The organism is Gluconobacter sp. Dm-74 (assembly GCF_018256135.1).
GTDB lineage: Bacteria > Pseudomonadota > Alphaproteobacteria > Acetobacterales > Acetobacteraceae > Gluconobacter > Gluconobacter cadivus.
The window spans coordinates 376,457-393,810 of sequence record NZ_JAERLX010000001.1; the positions used below are offsets into that span (position 1 = coordinate 376,457).

A 17,354-nucleotide genomic window follows, 5' to 3' on the forward strand; every position below is an offset into this window, starting at 1 on the left:
AGAGGCAGAGGCTGCCATCCAGCTGCGACCAGGCATGGAGGCACTCGCGTTCAATTCCGGAGGTGGGGCAGGCGCCGATTGCATTCGCATGAACTGCATGTTATTGCCAGCGTTCTCTCTTATTTTATTCTTTTGTCTTACCCGAAGGGGGCCTGTCGCATGGCGCGCGTAACCGTCGAAGATTGCATCGAGAAGGTTTCTAACCGTTTCGAACTGGTCCTGCTGGCCGCCCAGCGTGCCCGCGGCCTTTCACGCGGTGAGGAAATCCGTCTCGATCGTGAAAACGACAAGAACACGGTCGTTGCCCTGCGTGAGATCGCTGAAGACAAGGTGAGCCTGCCCGTTCTGCGCGAAGGGATCATCCGTTCGCTGGCCCGCGCGCCTGAGCCGGAGCCCGTGGACGAAGAAGTGCTGGATCTTATCCCGACGGACCAGAATATTTTTGGCCTGCAGGATGTCTCTGCCGAAGAAGAGCATGCTCACATGGCCGAGAACATGTCCGCTGACGAAGCTGCTGCCATTGAAGCCGAACTGGGTGGTCGGGGTCGCCGCTGATCTCTGACCGGCTTTACTGAGAGAGGAATGCTTCATGCCCGATGCATCTCCTCCAACTACGTCCCCGCCTGTCGCAAGCGGGGACTTCAAGCCGTCCATCGCCGGACTGCTGCGACGAATCGAAAGCTACGATCCGTCGGCCGATCTCGCGCAGATCGAGGCTGCTTATGATGTGGCGGCCAACGCCCATAACGAGCAGCGTCGCGATAATGGCGACGCCTACATCACCCACCCTATTGCTGTCGCCAATATCCTTGCGGGTTTCCGCATGGATGCGACCTCCATTATGGTGGGGCTACTTCACGATACTGTCGAAGATACCGGTGTTTCCTGTGACTCCCTGAAAGCCCGCTTTGGCGAGGATGTTGCCGCGCTCGTTGACGGGGTGACGAAACTGACGCGGCTCGAACTCCAGTCCGACCGCACCAAGCAGGCCGAAAATTTCCGTAAGCTCGTTCTGGCCATGTCGCGGGATATCCGCGTTCTGATCGTCAAGCTGGCCGATCGCCTGCACAACATGCGCACACTTCATTATGTGCAGCGCACGGACCGCAGGCAGCGTATCGCCCGCGAGACGATGGACATCTACGCGCCGCTCGCCGAGCGCATCGGTATGGACCGCGTTAAGACGGAGCTTCAAAACCTTTCTTTCGCTCAGCTCGAACCCGAAGCCGACGCGACAATCCGTGCGCGTCTGAACTTTCTACGGGGGCAGGGGGCTGACGTCATTGAACAGGTCCGTCAGGAACTGATGGCCCTGTGTACGGAAACCGGGATCGACAGGGTCGAAGTCACGGGGCGCGAAAAATCGCCCTATTCGATCTGGGAAAAGATGCAGCGCCGGAACGTGGCGTTCGAACAGCTTTCGGACATTATGGCCTTCCGCCTGCTCGTTCCCACGCGTGACGCCTGTTACATGGCGCTCGGAGCAATCCACGGCGCCTATCCGATGATCGCCGGTCGCTTCAAGGACTACATTTCCACTCCCAAGGCCAACGGCTACCAGAGCCTTCATACCGGCGTGACCCTGCGCCATCCGCGCAACCAGAAAATCGAAGTCCAGATCCGCACTGCCGAAATGCACGATCTGGCTGAAAACGGTGTGGCGTCTCACTGGGCTTACAAGGAACACGCAACCCCCAGCGAGTGCGAAGCCGCGGCCCTGTCGTCAGCCTTTGGCGCGCCGACCCGCAAGCTGCGCTGGGTGCAGGATCTTCTGGAAATCCTTGAGGACAGTCAGGCTCCTGACGAGTTCCTCGAAAACACCAAGCTGGAACTCTATCAGGATCAGGTTTTCTGCTTCACCCCCAAGGGGCAGCTGATTTCCCTGCCGCGCGGTGCCACTCCCGTCGACTTCGCCTATGCCGTGCACAGTCAGGTCGGTGATACCTGTGTTGGCGCCAAGGTAAACGGACGCCTGATGCCGCTGCGGCATGAATTGCAGAATGGCGATCAGGTCGAAATCATGACCGCCCGTGGCGGGACGCCGTCGCCGTCCTGGGAGCGTTTCGTCGCAACGGGCAAGGCCCGCGCCCGTATCCGGCGTTTTGTGACGCAGCAGCAGCGGCAGGGCCATATCGACAACGGTCGTGCCGCCATCGCCAAGGCTTTCCGTCAGGAAGGCGTGGACGGTTCCGAAAAGGTACTCGACGGTATCCTCAAGGAACTTCGTCAGGCTTCGGTTGAAGATCTGTACGTCTCGGTCGGCAACGGCCAGCTTGGCCCCAAGGATGTCGTCAACACCGCTTATCCCGAGCTGCGCCAGAGCGTCCGTGCGCCCCGGATGGTGCCGGGTCTGTCGCCCCGTTTCGGGCAGTCCCTCATGCTGGGATCGGGGCATGGTGCCCCGAAAACGACGGCGCATTCGGGGAGTACGATCAAGGGAATCGGTTCGGGGATCGCTATCAGTTTTGCCGGCTGCTGCCGTCCCCTGCCGGGAGACCCGATCGTCGGCATTATCGCGCAGGGCAAGGGCGTCACCATTCATCGGCGCGGCTGTCAGAACCTGTCCAGTTTCGCGGACACGCCCGAACGTTTTTTGGAAGTGGACTGGGATTACGAAGCCCTTGGCCGCCGTCAGGGCGCCGAGCCCTATACGGCCCGACTGTCGGTGGTGGCTGCCAACGAGCCCGAGGTTCTCGCGACCCTGACGAACGTGGCCGCAAAGCACAATGGTAGTGTCCTTAACCTCAAGATCGTAAACCGCCAGCTCGATTTCATGGAAATTCTGGTGGATCTGGAAGTAAAGGATCTGCGTCACCTCTCGTCCATGATCGCGGCCTTCAGAACGGCTGTGGGCGTCATGCAGGTCGAGCGCGCCAAGGGGTGATTTCATGATCCTCGGAATGGGGACGGATCTGTGCATGATCTCGCGCATTGAGAAAAGCGTCGACCGCTTTGGCGACCGCTTTCTCATCCGCGTTTTCACAGAAGCCGAACGCAGTTATGCCGACCGGCTTTCGGGAGTCGCGCGCATGGGCAGCTACGCCAAGCGTTGGGCCGCCAAGGAAGCCTGCGTCAAAGCACTGGGAACCGGCTTTGCCCATGGGGTCCAGCTTCAGGATATCGGGGTCTGTAACGGCCCGAGTGGTGCTCCTGAATTGCAGCTCTCCGGAAGAGCAAAGGAAGTCCTGCATCAGTTGACGCCTGCGGGACAGAGCGCCCAGCTTCTGGTCAGCCTGACGGATGATCCTCCGTTCGCACTCGCGCAGGTCATCATACAATCTGTTCCGTCGGGGCTGTCTGGACAGTCCGGGCCGATTGAAGCGCTCGCCAACGCCGCCAAGCTGCGTTAAGAGCGTCTGATGATCAAGGAGAACAGACCCGTGCAGGGTTCAGAAAGTACGGGTGACAAGCCCGGACGCCGCGAAGAGACGCTTGGCGAAAGCATCCGTTATTTCTGCGTGCTGTTGCTGGCGGTGTTTGCCGTGCGCTCCCTTGTGGTGGAGCCTTTCAATATCCCTTCCGGTTCGATGATTCCGACACTGCAGATCGGCGATTTCGTTCTGGTCTCGAAGTTCAGCTACGGATATTCCCGCTTTTCCTTTCCGTTTTCGCCAAACGTCTTCAGTGGCCGGATTTTTGGCTCCGAGCCCCATCGTGGCGATGTTGCGGTCTTCCGTTTCACGCGTGATACGTCCGTGGATTACATCAAGCGCATCATCGGTCTGCCCGGCGACCATATCCAGGTCACGGGAGGGCATCTGATTCTCAACGGAATCGAAGTTCCCCGGACGGCGCTTGGTCATTACGAGGTACTCGACGAGAACAACCGCCTCCTCAGTGGTAAGCTCTATCGCGAAAGCCTCCCCGGAAGCGGCGGACGTCCGCCGGTCGATCATGATATTCTCAAGCTGACGGATGACGGTTTCGCAAACGATACGCCGGAATATGTGGTGCCGGAGGGATCGTTTTTCGCCATGGGCGATGATCGCGACGACAGTGCGGACAGCCGTTTTCAGGGTGATGGCCCGGACGATCTCGGGTTCGTGCCCATGCAGAATCTTGTTGGTCGTGCGCCGATCGTTCTGTTCTCGATGGATATGCGTCATCCCGCATGGCAGTTCTGGTACTGGCCGACCGAAATCCGCTGGAACCGCTTCCTGCATCTCGTCACATGAAGCTCTCCTCAACAGACGCCCTAGCGTCGATGCAGTCAGCGCTCGGGCATGATTTTGCAAAGCCTGAACTGCTGAGCGAAGCGCTGACCCACCGGTCTGCCGTGTCCGGCCGTGATCCGCGTCGCGCGCGTCGTAGCCAGCGCCCCAAAGGCACGGGTTCGAACGAGCGTCTTGAGTTCATCGGAGACCGCGTTCTGGGTCTGTTGATGGCGGAATGGTTGCTGGAACGCTATCCGGATGAGCAGGAAGGCGCACTCGGGCCGCGCCATGCCCATCTGGTGTCCCGCACGGTTCTGGCTGAAATCGCCGATCAGGTCGGGCTTTCCGGCTCCCTCCAGATTTCCCCACATGAGGAAGATGCCGGGATCCGGCGTCTGTCCAGCATCCGGGCTGATGCGATGGAGGCTCTGTTGGGAGCGCTCTATCTGGATGGCGGTCTGGAACCGGCGCGTCGCGTTGTCCGCCAGTACTGGCAGCACCGGCTCGATACTGCCGATCGGCCGCACAAAGAGCCCAAGACCCTGCTACAGGAATATATGCTGTCACAGGGTCTGCCGCTTCCGAATTATGAACTCCTGTCTTCGGATGGACCCTCCCATGCGCCCGTTTTCCGCGTCAGTGTGACGACGCTTGGGCAGACGGGAACGGGAGAGGCCGGCAGCAAGAGGCTGGCAGAAACGGCAGCGGCAACCGCCCTGCTGAAACGTCTCGGTCAGAATGTGGCGTCCTGAGATGTCATCAACAAAGGATCAGAACATGACCACGCGCTGCGGTTTCGTGGCTCTCGTCGGGGCTCCGAACGCGGGGAAATCCACCCTGCTCAACCGGATTGCCGGAGCCAAGCTGTCCATCGTCAGCCCCAAGGCGCAGACGACCCGTTTCAGGACGCTGGGCATCGTCATGCAGGACAATGCCCAGATCATCCTCGTGGATCTGCCGGGTATCTTCAAGCCACGCCGCCGTCTCGACCGGGCCATGGTCAACGCTGCCTGGTCCGGGTCGCAGGACGCGGATCTGACGCTGCTTCTGGTGGATGCGAAGTCGGGTCTGCGCGAGGACGTCCGCGAAATCATTGCGAAACTCGCGGAGAGCAAGGGCCGTATCTGGCTCGTTCTCAACAAGACGGACCTCGTGGAGCGCGGCGAACTGCTCCCCCTCACGCAGGAAATCGGCGGTCTGATCAGCGTGGAGCATGTCTTTATGCTAAGCGCGCGTTCGGGCGAGGGCGTGAACGATCTCATGGCCCGTCTGGCGACCGAACTGCCGGAAGGTCCGTTCCTGTATCCTGAAGATGACCTGACCGACCTGCCGGATCGCCTTCTGGCTGCCGAACTGGTTCGTGAGCAGATCTTCATGCAGACGCATGAGGAAATTCCCTATCAGGCCACAGTCGAGACCGAGAGCTTCAAGGAACGTCCCGACGGCTCGGTGCGGATCGAAGTGACGATCTATGTGTCCCGTCCTGGACACAAGGCCATTTTGATTGGCGAGGGCGGTCACAAGATCAAATCCCTAGGGGCGCGGGCGCGCATGGAGCTTCAGGAACTTCTCGATCGCAAGTGCCATCTTTTCCTGAACGTCAAGGAGCGTGCAGGATGGGACGAGGAAAAGGCCCGGCTTCGCGCCATTGGTCTGGACGACTGAAAAACACAGGTGCCGGAGCGTTTGAAATCCGGCATCCTGACATCGCTTGTTCCAATCCCGTTGCGTCTGTATGACGGGCGCAAATCAAGACACCACATCCAGCCGGAGACGGGCATGACGATCGAGAACCCAGAACAGAGCTCCTCCTACAAACGTGTCCTGCTCAAGGTGTCCGGCGAGGCGCTGATGGGCGATGGGCCGTCGGGAGTCGATCCCGCGATGGTGGACATGGTTGCCGCCGATATCGCTGAAGTGCGGGCTTCGGGCGTAGAAGTTTGCCTCGTGGTCGGAGGTGGCAACATTTTCCGCGGTCTGGCCGCGGCCGCCAAGGGTATGGATCGTGCTCAGGGTGATTACGCAGGCATGCTGGCAACCGTCATCAATGCGCTGATGCTACAAAACGCGCTGGAACGCCGCGGCATGGAAACGCGCGTCATGACCGCGATCCAGATGGCCTCGATTGCCGAGCCCTATATCCGTCGTCGCGCCGTGCGCCACATGGAGAAGGGCCGGGTTGTCATTTTCGCAGCCGGTACGGGCAATCCGTTCTTCACAACGGATACGGCGGCCGCTCTGCGTGCAAACGAGATGGAATGTGACGCGCTCTTCAAGGGAACGCAGGTGGATGGTGTTTATTCCGCTGATCCGCGCCGTAATCCGGACGCCCAGCGTTACGACCGCCTGACCTATCTCGAAGTCCTCGCCCGCGATCTGAACGTCATGGACGCTGCGGCCATCAGTCTGGCCCGCGAAAACAGATTGCCCATCGTGGTTTTCAACATGCATGCTCCTGGCTCTTTCAGCGCGGTCATGCGTGGGGAAGGGCGTTTTACCAAGATTATCGAAGCGGACTGATCTTCGCATTTTCAACGAAATCTTCAGGCTTTGTCCTGAGACCAACGTCGAACTGAAAGGAACAGCTCATGCCTGCTGACCTGAATGACCTCATCGCCGATCTGACCCGCCGTATGGACGGTGCGATCGAAAGTCTGCGCCGGGACCTTTCCGGCCTGCGTTCGGGCCGCGCCAGTCCGAACCTTCTGGAGCCGGTCCGCGTCGAAGCCTACGGGTCCGAGGTGCCGCTGTCACAGGTCGGCTCCATCGCCGTTCCTGAGGCCCGGATGCTGACGGTTTCCGTCTGGGACCGCACGGTCGTGGGCGCCGTCGAACGCGCCATCCGCGACAGTGGCCTCGGCCTCAACCCGTCCACGGACGGCCAGACGGTCCGCGTTCCCATTCCGGCCCTGACCGAAGAGCGCCGTAACGAACTCGCCCGTGCCGCTGCCCGCTATACCGAAAATGGCAAGATTTCCGTCCGTGGCGTACGTCGCGACGGTATGGAGCAGACCAAGGCGCTGGAAAAGAAGAGCGAGATCAGTCAGGACGATATGAAAACCTGGACTGACGCTATCCAGAAGCTGACGGACCAGTACATCAAGAAAGTGGACGATATTTTCGCGGACAAAGAACGCGAGATCAAACAGGTCTGATTGCGCATTTGCCCTTAGGATCTTTTCCCCGCTCTGAAGGCACGGTCTCCTCTCCCGCCGGGGGAGGAGCGAATGCTGTTCCCGTTCATGTCGCTGTGATCATGGATGGAAATGGCCGCTGGGCACGTGCGCGTAGACTCCCGGTAATCGCAGGACACCGTCAGGGTGCGGAATCCGTGCAGAAATGCGTCCGTGCGGCTATCCAACAGGGTGTGCGTTACCTCACGCTCTATGCATTTTCTTCCGAGAACTGGCGGCGTTCGACGAAAGAAGTCGGGGATCTGACGTCTCTGCTGCGCTTTTATCTGCGTCACAAGATCAACGAACTTCATGCGCAGGGTGTCCGACTGCGGATCATCGGCGAACCGGAGCGGTTCGAAGACCCTCTGCGTGAAGAGCTTCGCCGCGCTGAAACCCTCACACTTCACAACACGACGCTGACCCTCACGCTCGCGCTGTCCTATGGTGGCCGTGCGGAAATCGTACAGGCCGCGCGTCGTCTCGCCGAAGATGTGGTTGCAGGCCGGATTACACCTGACAGCATCACTGAAAACACGCTTCACGACGCGCTGCAGACGGCTGATATGCCTGATCCCGATCTGGTAATCCGGACCAGTGGCGAATGTCGGCTGTCCAATTTCCTGCTCTGGCAGAGTGCGTATGCCGAGCTGATTTTCATGGACGTGCTCTGGCCCGATTTTGGTGAGTCAGAATTTCTGGATGCCCTGTCACGTTTTGCCGGTCGTCAGCGCAGATTTGGTGGACGCCCCGCATGAGCAGTGCTTCAGCACGCTGGTCCGATCTGAGATTGCGTCTTCTCTCGGCCGCGGTCCTCGTGCCGGTTGCGGCTTTCTGCATCTGGCGCGGTGGTCTGGTCTATGATGCCCTGATCCTGCTGGCGATGTTCGGTCTGGTCTGGGAGGGCGAGACGCTTATTCGCCAACCTCTGAAAACGTGGCGTGGCGGTTTGCTGCTCGCCTGGCCCGTGATTGCTGGCCTTGCCGCTCTGAAAGGGGAGTGGAGCACCGCCTTCTGGATGATCTGGCCCACGCTGATTTTTGGCTTTCCTGCCAGCGTTCCCGTCGTAATTTCCATTGTTGGGGGCCTGTCGCTTCTGTGGCTGCGTCATCTACCTTTTGGGATGGCGTCCGTTCTTTTCGTTCTGTCCGTCGTGATTGCCAGCGACAGCTTCGCGTATCTGACAGGTCGTGTTTTTGGTGGCCCGAAGCTCGCTCCGTCCATTTCTCCGGGCAAAACCCGCTCCGGCGCGATCGGAGGGCTTCTTGGAGCGTCTCTGGCGGGCGGTCTTGTCGCTTGGCTAGCCGTGCCGGGGACGCAGATCGGTGGTCTGATCTGCGGTGCGGTCTTGGGAATTTTTTCCCAAAGCGGGGATCTTCTGGAAAGCGCGGCCAAACGTCGGTTGGGCGTGAAAGATTCAGGACGCCTCATCCCCGGACATGGCGGCCTTCTGGATCGCTTCGACGGTCTTCTCGCAGCGGCTCCTGCGGCGGCCCTGTTATCTCTTGCGGTGGCAACGCAGCCTTTCTGGTCCATCCTTCCTGCACATTTACCTACTTCTTACGGGAGTTCTTCGCATGACTGACGGTTCTGCACGGTCCACACGCCGTCGCATCACAGTGCTGGGCAGCACCGGCAGTATCGGAACCTCCACGGTCGATCTCCTCGCCCGAATTCCGGATGAGATCGAAGTGCGGGCGCTGGTTGGAGGCTGCAATGCGTCGCTTCTGGCAGAACAGGCCCGTCTTTTGAATGCCGAAGTGGCTGTTCTGCATGACGAAAGCCGTCACGACGAACTGAAATCGCTGCTTGCAGGCACTGGCATCCGGACGGCCGCCGGTCGTCAGGCTGTGATCGAAGCCGGGGCCATGGAAGCCGACTGGACCATGGCTGCGATTACGGGTGCTGCGGGTCTGGAGCCCACACTGGCTTCCGTTCGCAACGGACATGCTGTGGCTCTGGCCAACAAGGAAGCGCTCGTTTGCGCGGGCGATGTCATGCTGCGTGCCGTGTCTGAAGCCGGAGCCACCCTTCTGCCCGTCGATTCGGAACATAACGCCATCGCCCAGTCTCTGGGCGGCTGCGATATGGAAACCGTTGAAAAGATTATCCTGACGGCGTCCGGTGGTCCGTTCCGTCAATCGACGCTTGAAGACATGCGTGCAGCCACGCCGGAAAAAGCTCTGAAGCATCCGACATGGTCGATGGGCGCCAAAATCACGATCGATTCGGCGTCCATGGCCAACAAAGGTCTGGAAGTCATCGAAGCCGCACGTCTGTTTGGCCTGACCGAAGACCGGATCGACGTTCTGGTTCATCCGCAGTCTGTCGTGCATGGTCTCGTGCAGTTCCGGGACGGCAGCCTCGTCTCGCAGATGGGCTCTGCCGATATGCGTATTCCCATTGCCCACACGCTCGCCTGGCCCAAGCGAATGGAGACGCCTTGCGGACGTCTGGATCTGGCCGCCTATGGCCGTCTGGAGTTTGAAGCGCCGGATGAAGTGCGGTTTGCCCCGCTTCGTCTTGCCCGACAGGTTCTGCGGGCAGGTGGTGCGGCCCCAGCGGTATTCTCCGCTGCCAACGAAATCGCCGTCGAGGCGTTTCTGAACCGCCGTATCGGGTTCCTTGGTATTGGCGAGACGATCGATGCTGCCCTTCAGGCCATGACTGAAAATCCCGAGCTTAAAAGTCTGGATGATGTCCTGCACTGGGATGCGCGTGGCCGGGAGCTTGCCGAGGTTCATATCCTGCGGACCAGCGGGCATCTGCGAAACCACCTCAGCGAGGCCGCTCTGAATGCATGATCTTCTGCGGACCATTCTGGCCTATGTCCTGATTCTGGGCATTCTCGTCTTCATTCACGAACTTGGGCATTATCTTGCAGCGCGCTGGCGCGGCGTGAAGGTCGATACGTTTTCGATCGGCTTCGGCCCCGCACTCTATCGCTGGCATGACAAGTCCGGGACCGAGTGGCGGATCAGCGCCATTCCTCTGGGCGGTTTCGTCAAACCGCACGGCTTTGAAGGTCCGGAAGATGCGACCGAAGAACAGAAAGCCGCTTGGATTCCGGGGCGAACATTCCATGACAAACCCGTGGGATCGCGGGCGATCGTCATTCTTATGGGGCCGGTCTTCAATTTTCTCTTCGCCATTCTGGCGTTCACGGTGCTGTTCGCAGTCGTGGGCAAGCCGGAGCTTCATGGCGATATCTCACAGGTTGTCGTGGGAAGTCCTGCGGACCGTGCCGGGATCAAGCCGGGCGACGTGATTACCCAAATTGGAGAGACCCACATCCTCGGCGCCGAGGATGTGATGAACACCGTCTCCTCCCATCCAGGTCAGCAGACAGTTCTCGGGATCCATCGTGGTGCTGAGAATCTCAGTTTACCTGTCACATTTGATACCGTGAAAAATGGGGGTCATGAGATGGGTAGCCTCGGGGTTGCTTTTGCCATTTCCCGCGGACGTCCGGTCTCGCTTCCCTCGGCTTTCATTATGGGCATTGAGGAAACCTGGGACAAATCGGTCATGACCTTGCAGGGCGTCTGGCAGATCGTCAGCGGCCAGCGGAGCGCCAAGGAACTGGGAGGTACGATTCGCATCGCGCAGCTCTCAGGACAGGTCGCCAGCTACGGTCTGGCCAGCATCATCTCCTTTATGGCGCTGCTTTCGATCAATCTTGGCCTGATCAATCTCTTTCCAATTCCCGTGCTCGATGGGGGGCGTCTGGTCTTTTATGCGTGCGAACTGGTCCGCGGTCGCCCCGTCTCGCGCCGGGTCCAGGAGATCAGCATGCAGGTCGGAATGGCGCTGATCGGCGCTCTTTTCCTCTTTTCGACATTCAACGATCTGACCAACATCGGACTGTTTCACTGGATCTTTCACGCAGTAAGCTAAATATTCTGAAAAGACTTGTGATACAGTTGAACACGTCAGGGCATCTTGCGCGGGGCAGGGGTTATCGGATACCTCGGCCAGTGGCGTAACGTGTCAGTCGCCTGCAAAAAATATGTTACAAGGAAAGCCGGTTTGTCAGGATCACGGTCAAGAGGTTCCCGGTCTTCGAACACGCGTCTGATGCTTCTTGCATCAGCCTGTCTGCTGCCGGTCGTCCTCGGAACAGCCCAGGCGCGTTCCGTTCGTCATCAGGCCCCGGCATCAGCCCCCGGCGGAAACATCATCCAGGCGATCTCGGTCAAGGGAAATACCCGGATCGAGACGAGCACGGTGCTGTCCTACATGGTCGCCCAGCCGGGTGACACGTTCAATCAGGACGACCTCGACCGTTCTCTGAAGACGCTTTACGCCACCGGTCTGTTCAAGGACGTCACGCTGCACCGCGATGGCAATACGCTTCTTGTGGATCTCGTTGAGAACCCGATCGTTAATCGCATCGTGTTCGAAGGCAATCATGCGCTGAAGGACGAGGATCTCCGCAAGGAAATCAGCCTGCGTCCTCGCGCGGTGTTTTCGGCGGAAACCACGGCGGCCGACCGTCAGAAGATCCTGAACCAGTATGCCGGCAAAGCCCGCTTTGGCGCGACTGTCACGCCGCAGATCGTCAGGCTGTCTCATAATCGCGTCGATGTGGTGTTCAACATCAACGAAGCCCAGCAGACGTTGATCAAGAAGATTGTCTTCGTCGGCAATCACGCCTTCAGCGAAGCGCGTCTGGCACAGGTCATCTCGTCCAAAGAATCGATCTGGTACCGCTTCTTCTCGTCTTCGGATGAATACAATCCCGAGCGCATCAAGTACGATGCCGAGCTGCTGCGTCGTTTCTATCTGCATAACGGCTTTGTGGATTTCCACATGGTCGATGCAACGGGTGAGCTTTCTCCCGATCACAAATCTTTTTACATCACCTTCACCGTCCATGAAGGTGACCGGTATCGTCTGGGCAAGATGGACGTCCGTTCCAGCGTTCGCCATGTGACGCCGGAAATGCTCCGCCCGCATATCGAGCTGTTCCAGCACCAGATTTATGACGGCACGGCGATCCAGAACAACACCAAGAATATGCAGGAATGGCTGCAGGCTACGGGTCATCCGTTTGCCATGGTCCGTTCGGAAATCGCCCGGAACCCGGAAAAGCGTGTTGTCGATCTGCTGTTCGATGTGACCGAGGGCCCGCATGTCTATGTCGAGCGCATTGATATCAATGGCAACACCATCACGCATGACGACGTAATCCGCCGGAACCTCCCGATGGCGGAAGGGGACCCGTACACCCCGTTCGATCGCAAATATTCCAAGTTGGGTCTTCAGGATCTGGGTTATTTCAGCTCCGTTTCCGTTGATCAGACGCAGGGCTCCGCGCCCGACCGCGTCAACGTATCCGCAAACGTGGTCGAAAAGCCGACTGGCGAATTCTCGCTGGGTGGTGGTTATTCAACGGACGTCGGCATTCTCGGTAACGCCTCGATCAAACAGCATAACCTGCTCGGAACGGGTGTGGATGCCGGTATTTCGGGAACAGTCGCCTATTACGAAAAACAGGCCGACATCTCGATCACGGACCCGTACTTCCTGAACCGGAACCTCGTGGCGGGCGCGGATTTCTACTTCATCCAGAACAACTACCAGACGTATCAAAGCTATAAGGAATCCCAGTACGGCATGAGCCTGCGTCTGGGTTATGCCTATAACCGCTATCTGTCGCAGTCGTGGAACTATACCCTCGTTGATCGTCAGGTCGGTAATTTCTACGATGCTTCTGCGGTTGCTTCTGATCCGAGCCTGATCCAGTGGGTCCCCTCGATCTATGTCCAGCAATCTGCTGGCTGGTCGTTGCTGTCGCAGCTCAGCACGTCCATAACCTATGATCGTCGTGACCAGCGGGCAAAGCCGCACTCCGGTTATATGTTTAAGGTTGGTGGTGACTTTGCGGGTCTGGGCGGTAACTCCAAATATGCCCGCGTTAAGGCTGACGGCGCCTATTACCTGCCGCTTGATGACCTGACCGGAAACCATGACTGGACCTTCCAGTTCAAAGGTGGCGTCGGTTACATGGGAGACTGGAGCTCCAGCGGAAACCGCAACATCATTGATAACTTCTATCTTGGTGGTGAAAACCTGCGAGGCTTCCTTCAGGGTGGTGTTGGGCCGCGTTCAGGCCATCTTAAAATCAACGGCGTTTATATTCCGGCTCAGGGACAGGAAGATCTTCTGGGTGGTCGTTTCATGTATACGGCCTCCGCACAGCTTAACTTCCCGCTGCCCATGGGGGACGATCTCGGAATTTCCGGTCGTGGCTTCATTGATGCCGGTAGTCTCGCGGGTGTGCGCGTCAAGCATCTTTACACGAACCGTACGAATGACGGGGACAACTATACCCCGATCACCGGTGACAATCTGATCCCGCGCGTTTCTGGCGGTCTTGGTGTGTCGTGGAAGAGCCCATTTGGCCTCGTCAACATTGATGGCGCCGTGCCGATCCGCAAAGAACATGGCGACCGTCTGTATCCGCTGCGTTTTGGTTTTGGCCAGCAGTTCTGATCTGCCTAAACCTTTTGCCATCCTGTTTTCCAACCCCTTGCCAAGAGGTGGTCATGACCCTCAATTCCCTGATGCGCACGGTTTCGGCCGGCGCGCTTCTGGCCGCGTCCCTTTTTGTCTCTACTCCGGGCGCCCACGCTCAGGCTGCTGGCGGCAATGGTGGCTGGTTCGTTCCCAAAGCCGCTCATCCTGATGCTCCGCCGCCGCGCCCCGTTCAGCGTCGCGTTCCCGAAGCCGCTCCTGAAGAGGAAGAAGAAGCCGCTCCTTCCGATCAGCAGCAGGCTCCTCCCGTCCTGCCTCTGCCTCCAATCCCGGCTCCTCCGAGCATTGCCAAGGGCGCTCCGCCTCCGGCTGCCATTATCGGTGTGATCAATGTTCAGGCCGTCATGCAGATTTCCAGTGCATGGCAGGAAATCCAGCAGGTTCTGGGCGCGCGTCGGGATCGTCTGGCGCAGGCTGTGCAGCGTGAAGAGGCTGCGTGGCGTGGTGAGCAGCAAAAACTGCAGGCTCAGGCTCGGACTCTGACATCCGACCAGATTCAGCTGCGGGAGCGTCACCTTCAGGAACGTCGCGCCAAGGACCAGCATGATTTCGGCGGTCAGGCCCGGATTATTCAGGAAGCAGCTCAGGTCGCCATGCACCAGATCGAGCGTGAACTGGAGGAGCCCAACGGCATTATCGCTGCCGTTGCCGCTGCGCATAACATGAACCTGATCCTGCATGCCGAGCAGGTCGTGTTGCATGTGGGTGGTCAGGATATTACCGAAGAAGTCGGTGCGCAGCTTAACAAGACGCTGCCGCATGTCTTTATCCCCGACGACGGTGTGGATCCGGAACAGCTCGCTCGTTCCGGCAAGATGCCGACAACCGCTGACGAACAGCGGCAGGCTCAAGGGCCACAGGCTCAGGGCGCGCAAGCCCAGCAGGCTCCAGCCTCTGCACCGAGCGAGTCCGTTCTTCGTCAGCATCACTGAAGCGAGTGACCGTGTCTGAAATGACAGCAAACGAGACCCGTCCCGGCGATAGCCGTTTTTTCCAGCGTTCCGGACCTTTTGGTCTGGAACAACTGGCTGAGGCCTCTGGTAGCGAGATCGTTGCGTCAGCCTCAGGCAAAAATGTAGCAGCGTTTCGGGGCGTGGCTCCCCTGCATGTAGCTGGACCTGACGAGGTCAGCTTTCTCGATAATCGTCGGTACCTGCCGCTTCTGGCCGAAACGAAAGCGGGCGCTGTCATTCTGTCGCCTGCGTTTTCCGACAAGCTGCCGCCGGATACGGCTGGATTGGTCTGCAAAGCGCCCTATCTCGCCTGGGCCCGTGTCGCCACATTGTTCCATCCCGATCCGCAATCTACCGGAATCCGGCATCCGACAGCCTGCATCGCAGATGATGCAGAGATTGGCGACAATGTTGAAATCGGTCCCTTTGCCGTTATCGGAAGCGGAGCCCGTATTGGTCGTGACACCATCGTGGCCAGTCATGTCAGCATTGGTCAGAGCGTTGAAATCGGTTCGCGGTGCCGTATCGGTGCTCATGCCGCCATTTCTCATGCGCGTATCGGCGATCGCGTTACGCTCTATCCCGGCGTCCGTATTGGGCAGGATGGTTTCGGGTTCGCCGTCGGGCCGGAAGGGTTTGAAACCGTTCCACAGCTCGGTTTGGTCGTTCTCGAAGACGGCGTGGAAGTCGGCGCCAATTCCACGATTGATCGCGGGTCCATGCGGGATACGCTGATTGGTGCAGGCACCCGCATCGATAATCTCGTGCAGATCGGTCATAATGCCCGTCTGGGACGGTGCTGCATCGTGGTGTCGCAGGCGGGGATTTCCGGTTCCACGGAGCTGGGTGATTTCGTCACCATCGCCGCGCAGGCCGGTCTGATCGGACATATCAAGATTGGTTCCAAAGCCCGGATTGGCGCCCAGTGTGGCGTTATGTCGGACGTGGATGCGGGTGCCGACGTTATCGGTAGCCCTGCAATGCCGTTCCGCGAGTTTTTCCGGAATGTCGCCACCTTGCGGAAGCTCTCCCGCAAAAGCAGTGACTAGCCGCCCTGTGGCGCGGATGGTAACTCCCCCTCAGGTTTGCTAAGGGAAGCCATTCGCGCTGCCACTGGGTAGCAATTGACAGACAACACCGCTTGAAGGGCATGGTGAAACGATGGACCGAGTGGACGCTCCAGCCGAACAGATGACTCCCGCGACAGACGCCGCCGCTGCAGGCCATCAGCTTCCGCAGAGCATCGACATTCTCAAGATCATGCAGTCGATCCCACATCGGTATCCGTTCCTGCTGATCGACAAGATGGTCGAGATCCATGCCGGGCAGTCCGCCATCGGCATCAAGAACGTGACGGTCAACGAGCCGTTCTTTCAGGGGCATTTCCCCTCCCATCCTGTCATGCCCGGCGTCCTGATCGTGGAAGCCATGGCCCAGACCGCAGCCACGCTGGTTGTGATGACTTTGGGTGAAGCGTTTGAAGGCAAGCTGGTTTATTTCATGACGATCGAAAACGCGAAGTTCCGCCGTCCGGTCGGCCCCGGAGACCAGCTCCGCATTCATGTGGACAAGGAGCGTTCTCGCGCGAATGTCTGGAAGTTCAAGGGTGTGGCCCGCGTTGAGGGCGTGGCTGTGGCCGAAGCGACCTTCAGTGCGATGATCATGGGTTGACGTTGATGCAGATGGCAGGGAAGCGTCCCGAAACCGCTGAAATCCATGCGACTGCTCTCGTTGATCCGCGTGCGCGCATCGGCGAAAACGTGCGGATCGGTCCCTGGTGTCTGGTTGGCCCCAATGTTACCATTGGTGACGGGGTTTGCCTGCACGCATCTGTCATCGTGGATGGGTACACGACTCTACGCGAAAACGTGGAAGTCTATCCGTTCGTGACGATCGGACTTGCCCCGCAGGATCTGAAATATGCTGGCGAACCCACACTCTGCGAAGTGGGCGCCAATACGGTCATTCGTGAAAATGTGACGATCCATCGTGGTACGGCGCAGGGTCATGCTCTTACGCGCATCGGCGCGAACTGTCTGATCATGGCCAATTCCCATGTGGCGCATGACTGCGTCATCGGTGACCGTGTCATCATCGTCAATAATGTCGTCATGGGTGGTCATGTCGAAATTGATGATGATGCCAAAGTCATGGGATCGGCGGCACTGCACCAGTTCGTCCGCATCGGGCGCGGGGCTGTCGTCGGTGGCGTCTGCGGCGTGGAAATGGACGTTATTCCTTACGGAAGCGTTCTGGGCAATCGCGCTCGTCTGGTCGGGTTGAACTGGATCGGCCTGAAACGTTCGGGCGTTGGTCCTGAGGAAATGCAGGCTATGCGCCGTGCGTTCCGCACGCTTTACCCTCGTTATGGTGCGACGGAAGCTGTTCTTGAAAGCCGTATTGCTGAAGTCAGGGCAGAATACGGGCGTCTCCCGCGCATTGCCGAGATGCTGGACTTCATGGAAGCGCCAAGTCGTCGTGGCCTGACACGGGTTGCGCGTCAGGAAGGACAGTCCGAAACCGAAGGCGCCTGA

Annotated in this window: 17 protein-coding genes; all 17 read left to right on the plus strand. The window is 59.0% G+C overall.

Annotated features, from left to right (window positions below; genetic code table 11):
- Positions 1-159 precede the first annotated feature (159 nt).
- The 17 genes from rpoZ to lpxA all read left to right on the plus strand — a co-directional run bounded on the left by rpoZ (position 160) and on the right by lpxA (position 17,354).
- The gene (rpoZ, locus tag JK208_RS01740) at positions 160-555 is read left to right on the plus strand and encodes a DNA-directed RNA polymerase subunit omega (RefSeq protein WP_062033888.1); all 396 of its coding nucleotides are present in this window, start codon (positions 160-162) and stop codon (positions 553-555) included.
- Positions 556-589: 34 nt separating this feature from the next.
- Complete coding sequence (locus JK208_RS01745) at positions 590-2,884, plus strand: bifunctional (p)ppGpp synthetase/guanosine-3',5'-bis(diphosphate) 3'-pyrophosphohydrolase (protein WP_211574110.1); 2,295 nt, start codon at positions 590-592, stop codon at positions 2,882-2,884.
- Between the two features lie 4 nt (positions 2,885-2,888).
- Positions 2,889-3,350 carry a holo-ACP synthase gene (gene acpS / locus JK208_RS01750; protein ID WP_194261573.1) on the plus strand — a complete coding sequence of 154 codons (462 nt, stop codon included), beginning with the start codon at positions 2,889-2,891 and terminating at the stop codon, positions 3,348-3,350.
- Between the two features lie 30 nt (positions 3,351-3,380).
- Complete coding sequence (gene lepB / locus JK208_RS01755) at positions 3,381-4,175, plus strand: signal peptidase I (protein WP_211574111.1); 795 nt, start codon at positions 3,381-3,383, stop codon at positions 4,173-4,175.
- Positions 4,172-4,906, plus strand: a complete 735-nt coding sequence (rnc, locus tag JK208_RS01760; RefSeq protein WP_211574112.1) for a ribonuclease III — start codon at positions 4,172-4,174, stop codon at positions 4,904-4,906. Before lepB ends, rnc begins: the two co-directional genes overlap by 4 nt.
- A gap of 25 nt (positions 4,907-4,931) precedes the next feature.
- On the plus strand, positions 4,932-5,819 hold the full coding sequence (era, locus tag JK208_RS01765) for a GTPase Era (protein WP_211574113.1): 888 nt from the start codon (positions 4,932-4,934) through the stop codon (positions 5,817-5,819).
- A gap of 114 nt (positions 5,820-5,933) precedes the next feature.
- Positions 5,934-6,674 (plus strand): UMP kinase, encoded by a 741-nt coding sequence (gene pyrH / locus JK208_RS01770; protein WP_099285561.1) that lies wholly within the window; start codon positions 5,934-5,936, stop codon positions 6,672-6,674.
- 68 nt (positions 6,675-6,742) lie between these two features.
- Positions 6,743-7,309 carry a ribosome recycling factor gene (gene frr, locus JK208_RS01775; RefSeq protein WP_062033538.1) on the plus strand — a complete coding sequence of 189 codons (567 nt, stop codon included), beginning with the start codon at positions 6,743-6,745 and terminating at the stop codon, positions 7,307-7,309.
- A gap of 101 nt (positions 7,310-7,410) precedes the next feature.
- On the plus strand, positions 7,411-8,085 hold the full coding sequence (gene uppS / locus JK208_RS01780) for a polyprenyl diphosphate synthase (RefSeq protein WP_211574321.1): 675 nt from the start codon (positions 7,411-7,413) through the stop codon (positions 8,083-8,085).
- Entirely contained in the window at positions 8,082-8,912 is an 831-nt protein-coding gene (locus JK208_RS01785; protein ID WP_211574114.1) for a phosphatidate cytidylyltransferase, read from the plus strand. The genes uppS and JK208_RS01785 overlap by 4 nt, the downstream gene beginning before the upstream one ends.
- Positions 8,905-10,131, plus strand: coding sequence for a 1-deoxy-D-xylulose-5-phosphate reductoisomerase (gene dxr, locus JK208_RS01790; RefSeq protein WP_211574115.1), 1,227 nt, complete (start codon positions 8,905-8,907; stop codon positions 10,129-10,131). Before JK208_RS01785 ends, dxr begins: the two co-directional genes overlap by 8 nt.
- Positions 10,124-11,224 (plus strand): RIP metalloprotease RseP, encoded by a 1,101-nt coding sequence (gene rseP / locus JK208_RS01795; RefSeq protein ID WP_211574116.1) that lies wholly within the window; start codon positions 10,124-10,126, stop codon positions 11,222-11,224. The genes dxr and rseP overlap by 8 nt, the downstream gene beginning before the upstream one ends.
- Before the next feature lie 180 nt (positions 11,225-11,404).
- Entirely contained in the window at positions 11,405-13,825 is a 2,421-nt protein-coding gene (bamA, locus tag JK208_RS01800; RefSeq protein ID WP_194261565.1) for an outer membrane protein assembly factor BamA, read from the plus strand.
- Positions 13,826-13,878: 53 nt separating this feature from the next.
- The gene (locus JK208_RS01805; RefSeq protein WP_211574117.1) at positions 13,879-14,799 is read left to right on the plus strand and encodes an OmpH family outer membrane protein; all 921 of its coding nucleotides are present in this window, start codon (positions 13,879-13,881) and stop codon (positions 14,797-14,799) included.
- Positions 14,800-14,819: 20 nt separating this feature from the next.
- Entirely contained in the window at positions 14,820-15,869 is a 1,050-nt protein-coding gene (lpxD, locus tag JK208_RS01810; RefSeq protein ID WP_194261673.1) for a UDP-3-O-(3-hydroxymyristoyl)glucosamine N-acyltransferase, read from the plus strand.
- A 142-nt stretch (positions 15,870-16,011) separates the two neighbouring features.
- Positions 16,012-16,491: a 3-hydroxyacyl-ACP dehydratase FabZ gene (gene fabZ / locus JK208_RS01815; RefSeq protein WP_211574322.1), complete on the plus strand. Its 480-nt coding sequence runs from the start codon at positions 16,012-16,014 to the stop codon at positions 16,489-16,491.
- Between the two features lie 5 nt (positions 16,492-16,496).
- Complete coding sequence (lpxA, locus tag JK208_RS01820; RefSeq protein ID WP_211574323.1) at positions 16,497-17,354, plus strand: acyl-ACP--UDP-N-acetylglucosamine O-acyltransferase; 858 nt, start codon at positions 16,497-16,499, stop codon at positions 17,352-17,354.

Coding starts and splice junctions, on each gene's coding strand:
- rpoZ (WP_062033888.1), top strand. CDS start 160: ATGGCGCGCGTAACCGTCGAAGATTGCATCGAGAAGGTTTCTAACCGT.
- JK208_RS01745 (WP_211574110.1), top strand. CDS start 590: ATGCCCGATGCATCTCCTCCAACTACGTCCCCGCCTGTCGCAAGCGGG.
- acpS (WP_194261573.1), top strand. CDS start 2,889: ATGATCCTCGGAATGGGGACGGATCTGTGCATGATCTCGCGCATTGAG.
- rnc (WP_211574112.1), top strand. CDS start 4,172: ATGAAGCTCTCCTCAACAGACGCCCTAGCGTCGATGCAGTCAGCGCTC.
- era (WP_211574113.1), top strand. CDS start 4,932: ATGACCACGCGCTGCGGTTTCGTGGCTCTCGTCGGGGCTCCGAACGCG.
- pyrH (WP_099285561.1), top strand. CDS start 5,934: ATGACGATCGAGAACCCAGAACAGAGCTCCTCCTACAAACGTGTCCTG.
- frr (WP_062033538.1), top strand. CDS start 6,743: ATGCCTGCTGACCTGAATGACCTCATCGCCGATCTGACCCGCCGTATG.
- uppS (WP_211574321.1), top strand. CDS start 7,411: ATGGATGGAAATGGCCGCTGGGCACGTGCGCGTAGACTCCCGGTAATC.
- JK208_RS01785 (WP_211574114.1), top strand. CDS start 8,082: ATGAGCAGTGCTTCAGCACGCTGGTCCGATCTGAGATTGCGTCTTCTC.
- dxr (WP_211574115.1), top strand. CDS start 8,905: ATGACTGACGGTTCTGCACGGTCCACACGCCGTCGCATCACAGTGCTG.
- rseP (WP_211574116.1), top strand. CDS start 10,124: ATGCATGATCTTCTGCGGACCATTCTGGCCTATGTCCTGATTCTGGGC.
- bamA (WP_194261565.1), top strand. CDS start 11,405: ATGCTTCTTGCATCAGCCTGTCTGCTGCCGGTCGTCCTCGGAACAGCC.
- JK208_RS01805 (WP_211574117.1), top strand. CDS start 13,879: ATGACCCTCAATTCCCTGATGCGCACGGTTTCGGCCGGCGCGCTTCTG.
- lpxD (WP_194261673.1), top strand. CDS start 14,820: ATGACAGCAAACGAGACCCGTCCCGGCGATAGCCGTTTTTTCCAGCGT.
- fabZ (WP_211574322.1), top strand. CDS start 16,012: ATGACTCCCGCGACAGACGCCGCCGCTGCAGGCCATCAGCTTCCGCAG.
- lpxA (WP_211574323.1), top strand. CDS start 16,497: ATGCAGATGGCAGGGAAGCGTCCCGAAACCGCTGAAATCCATGCGACT.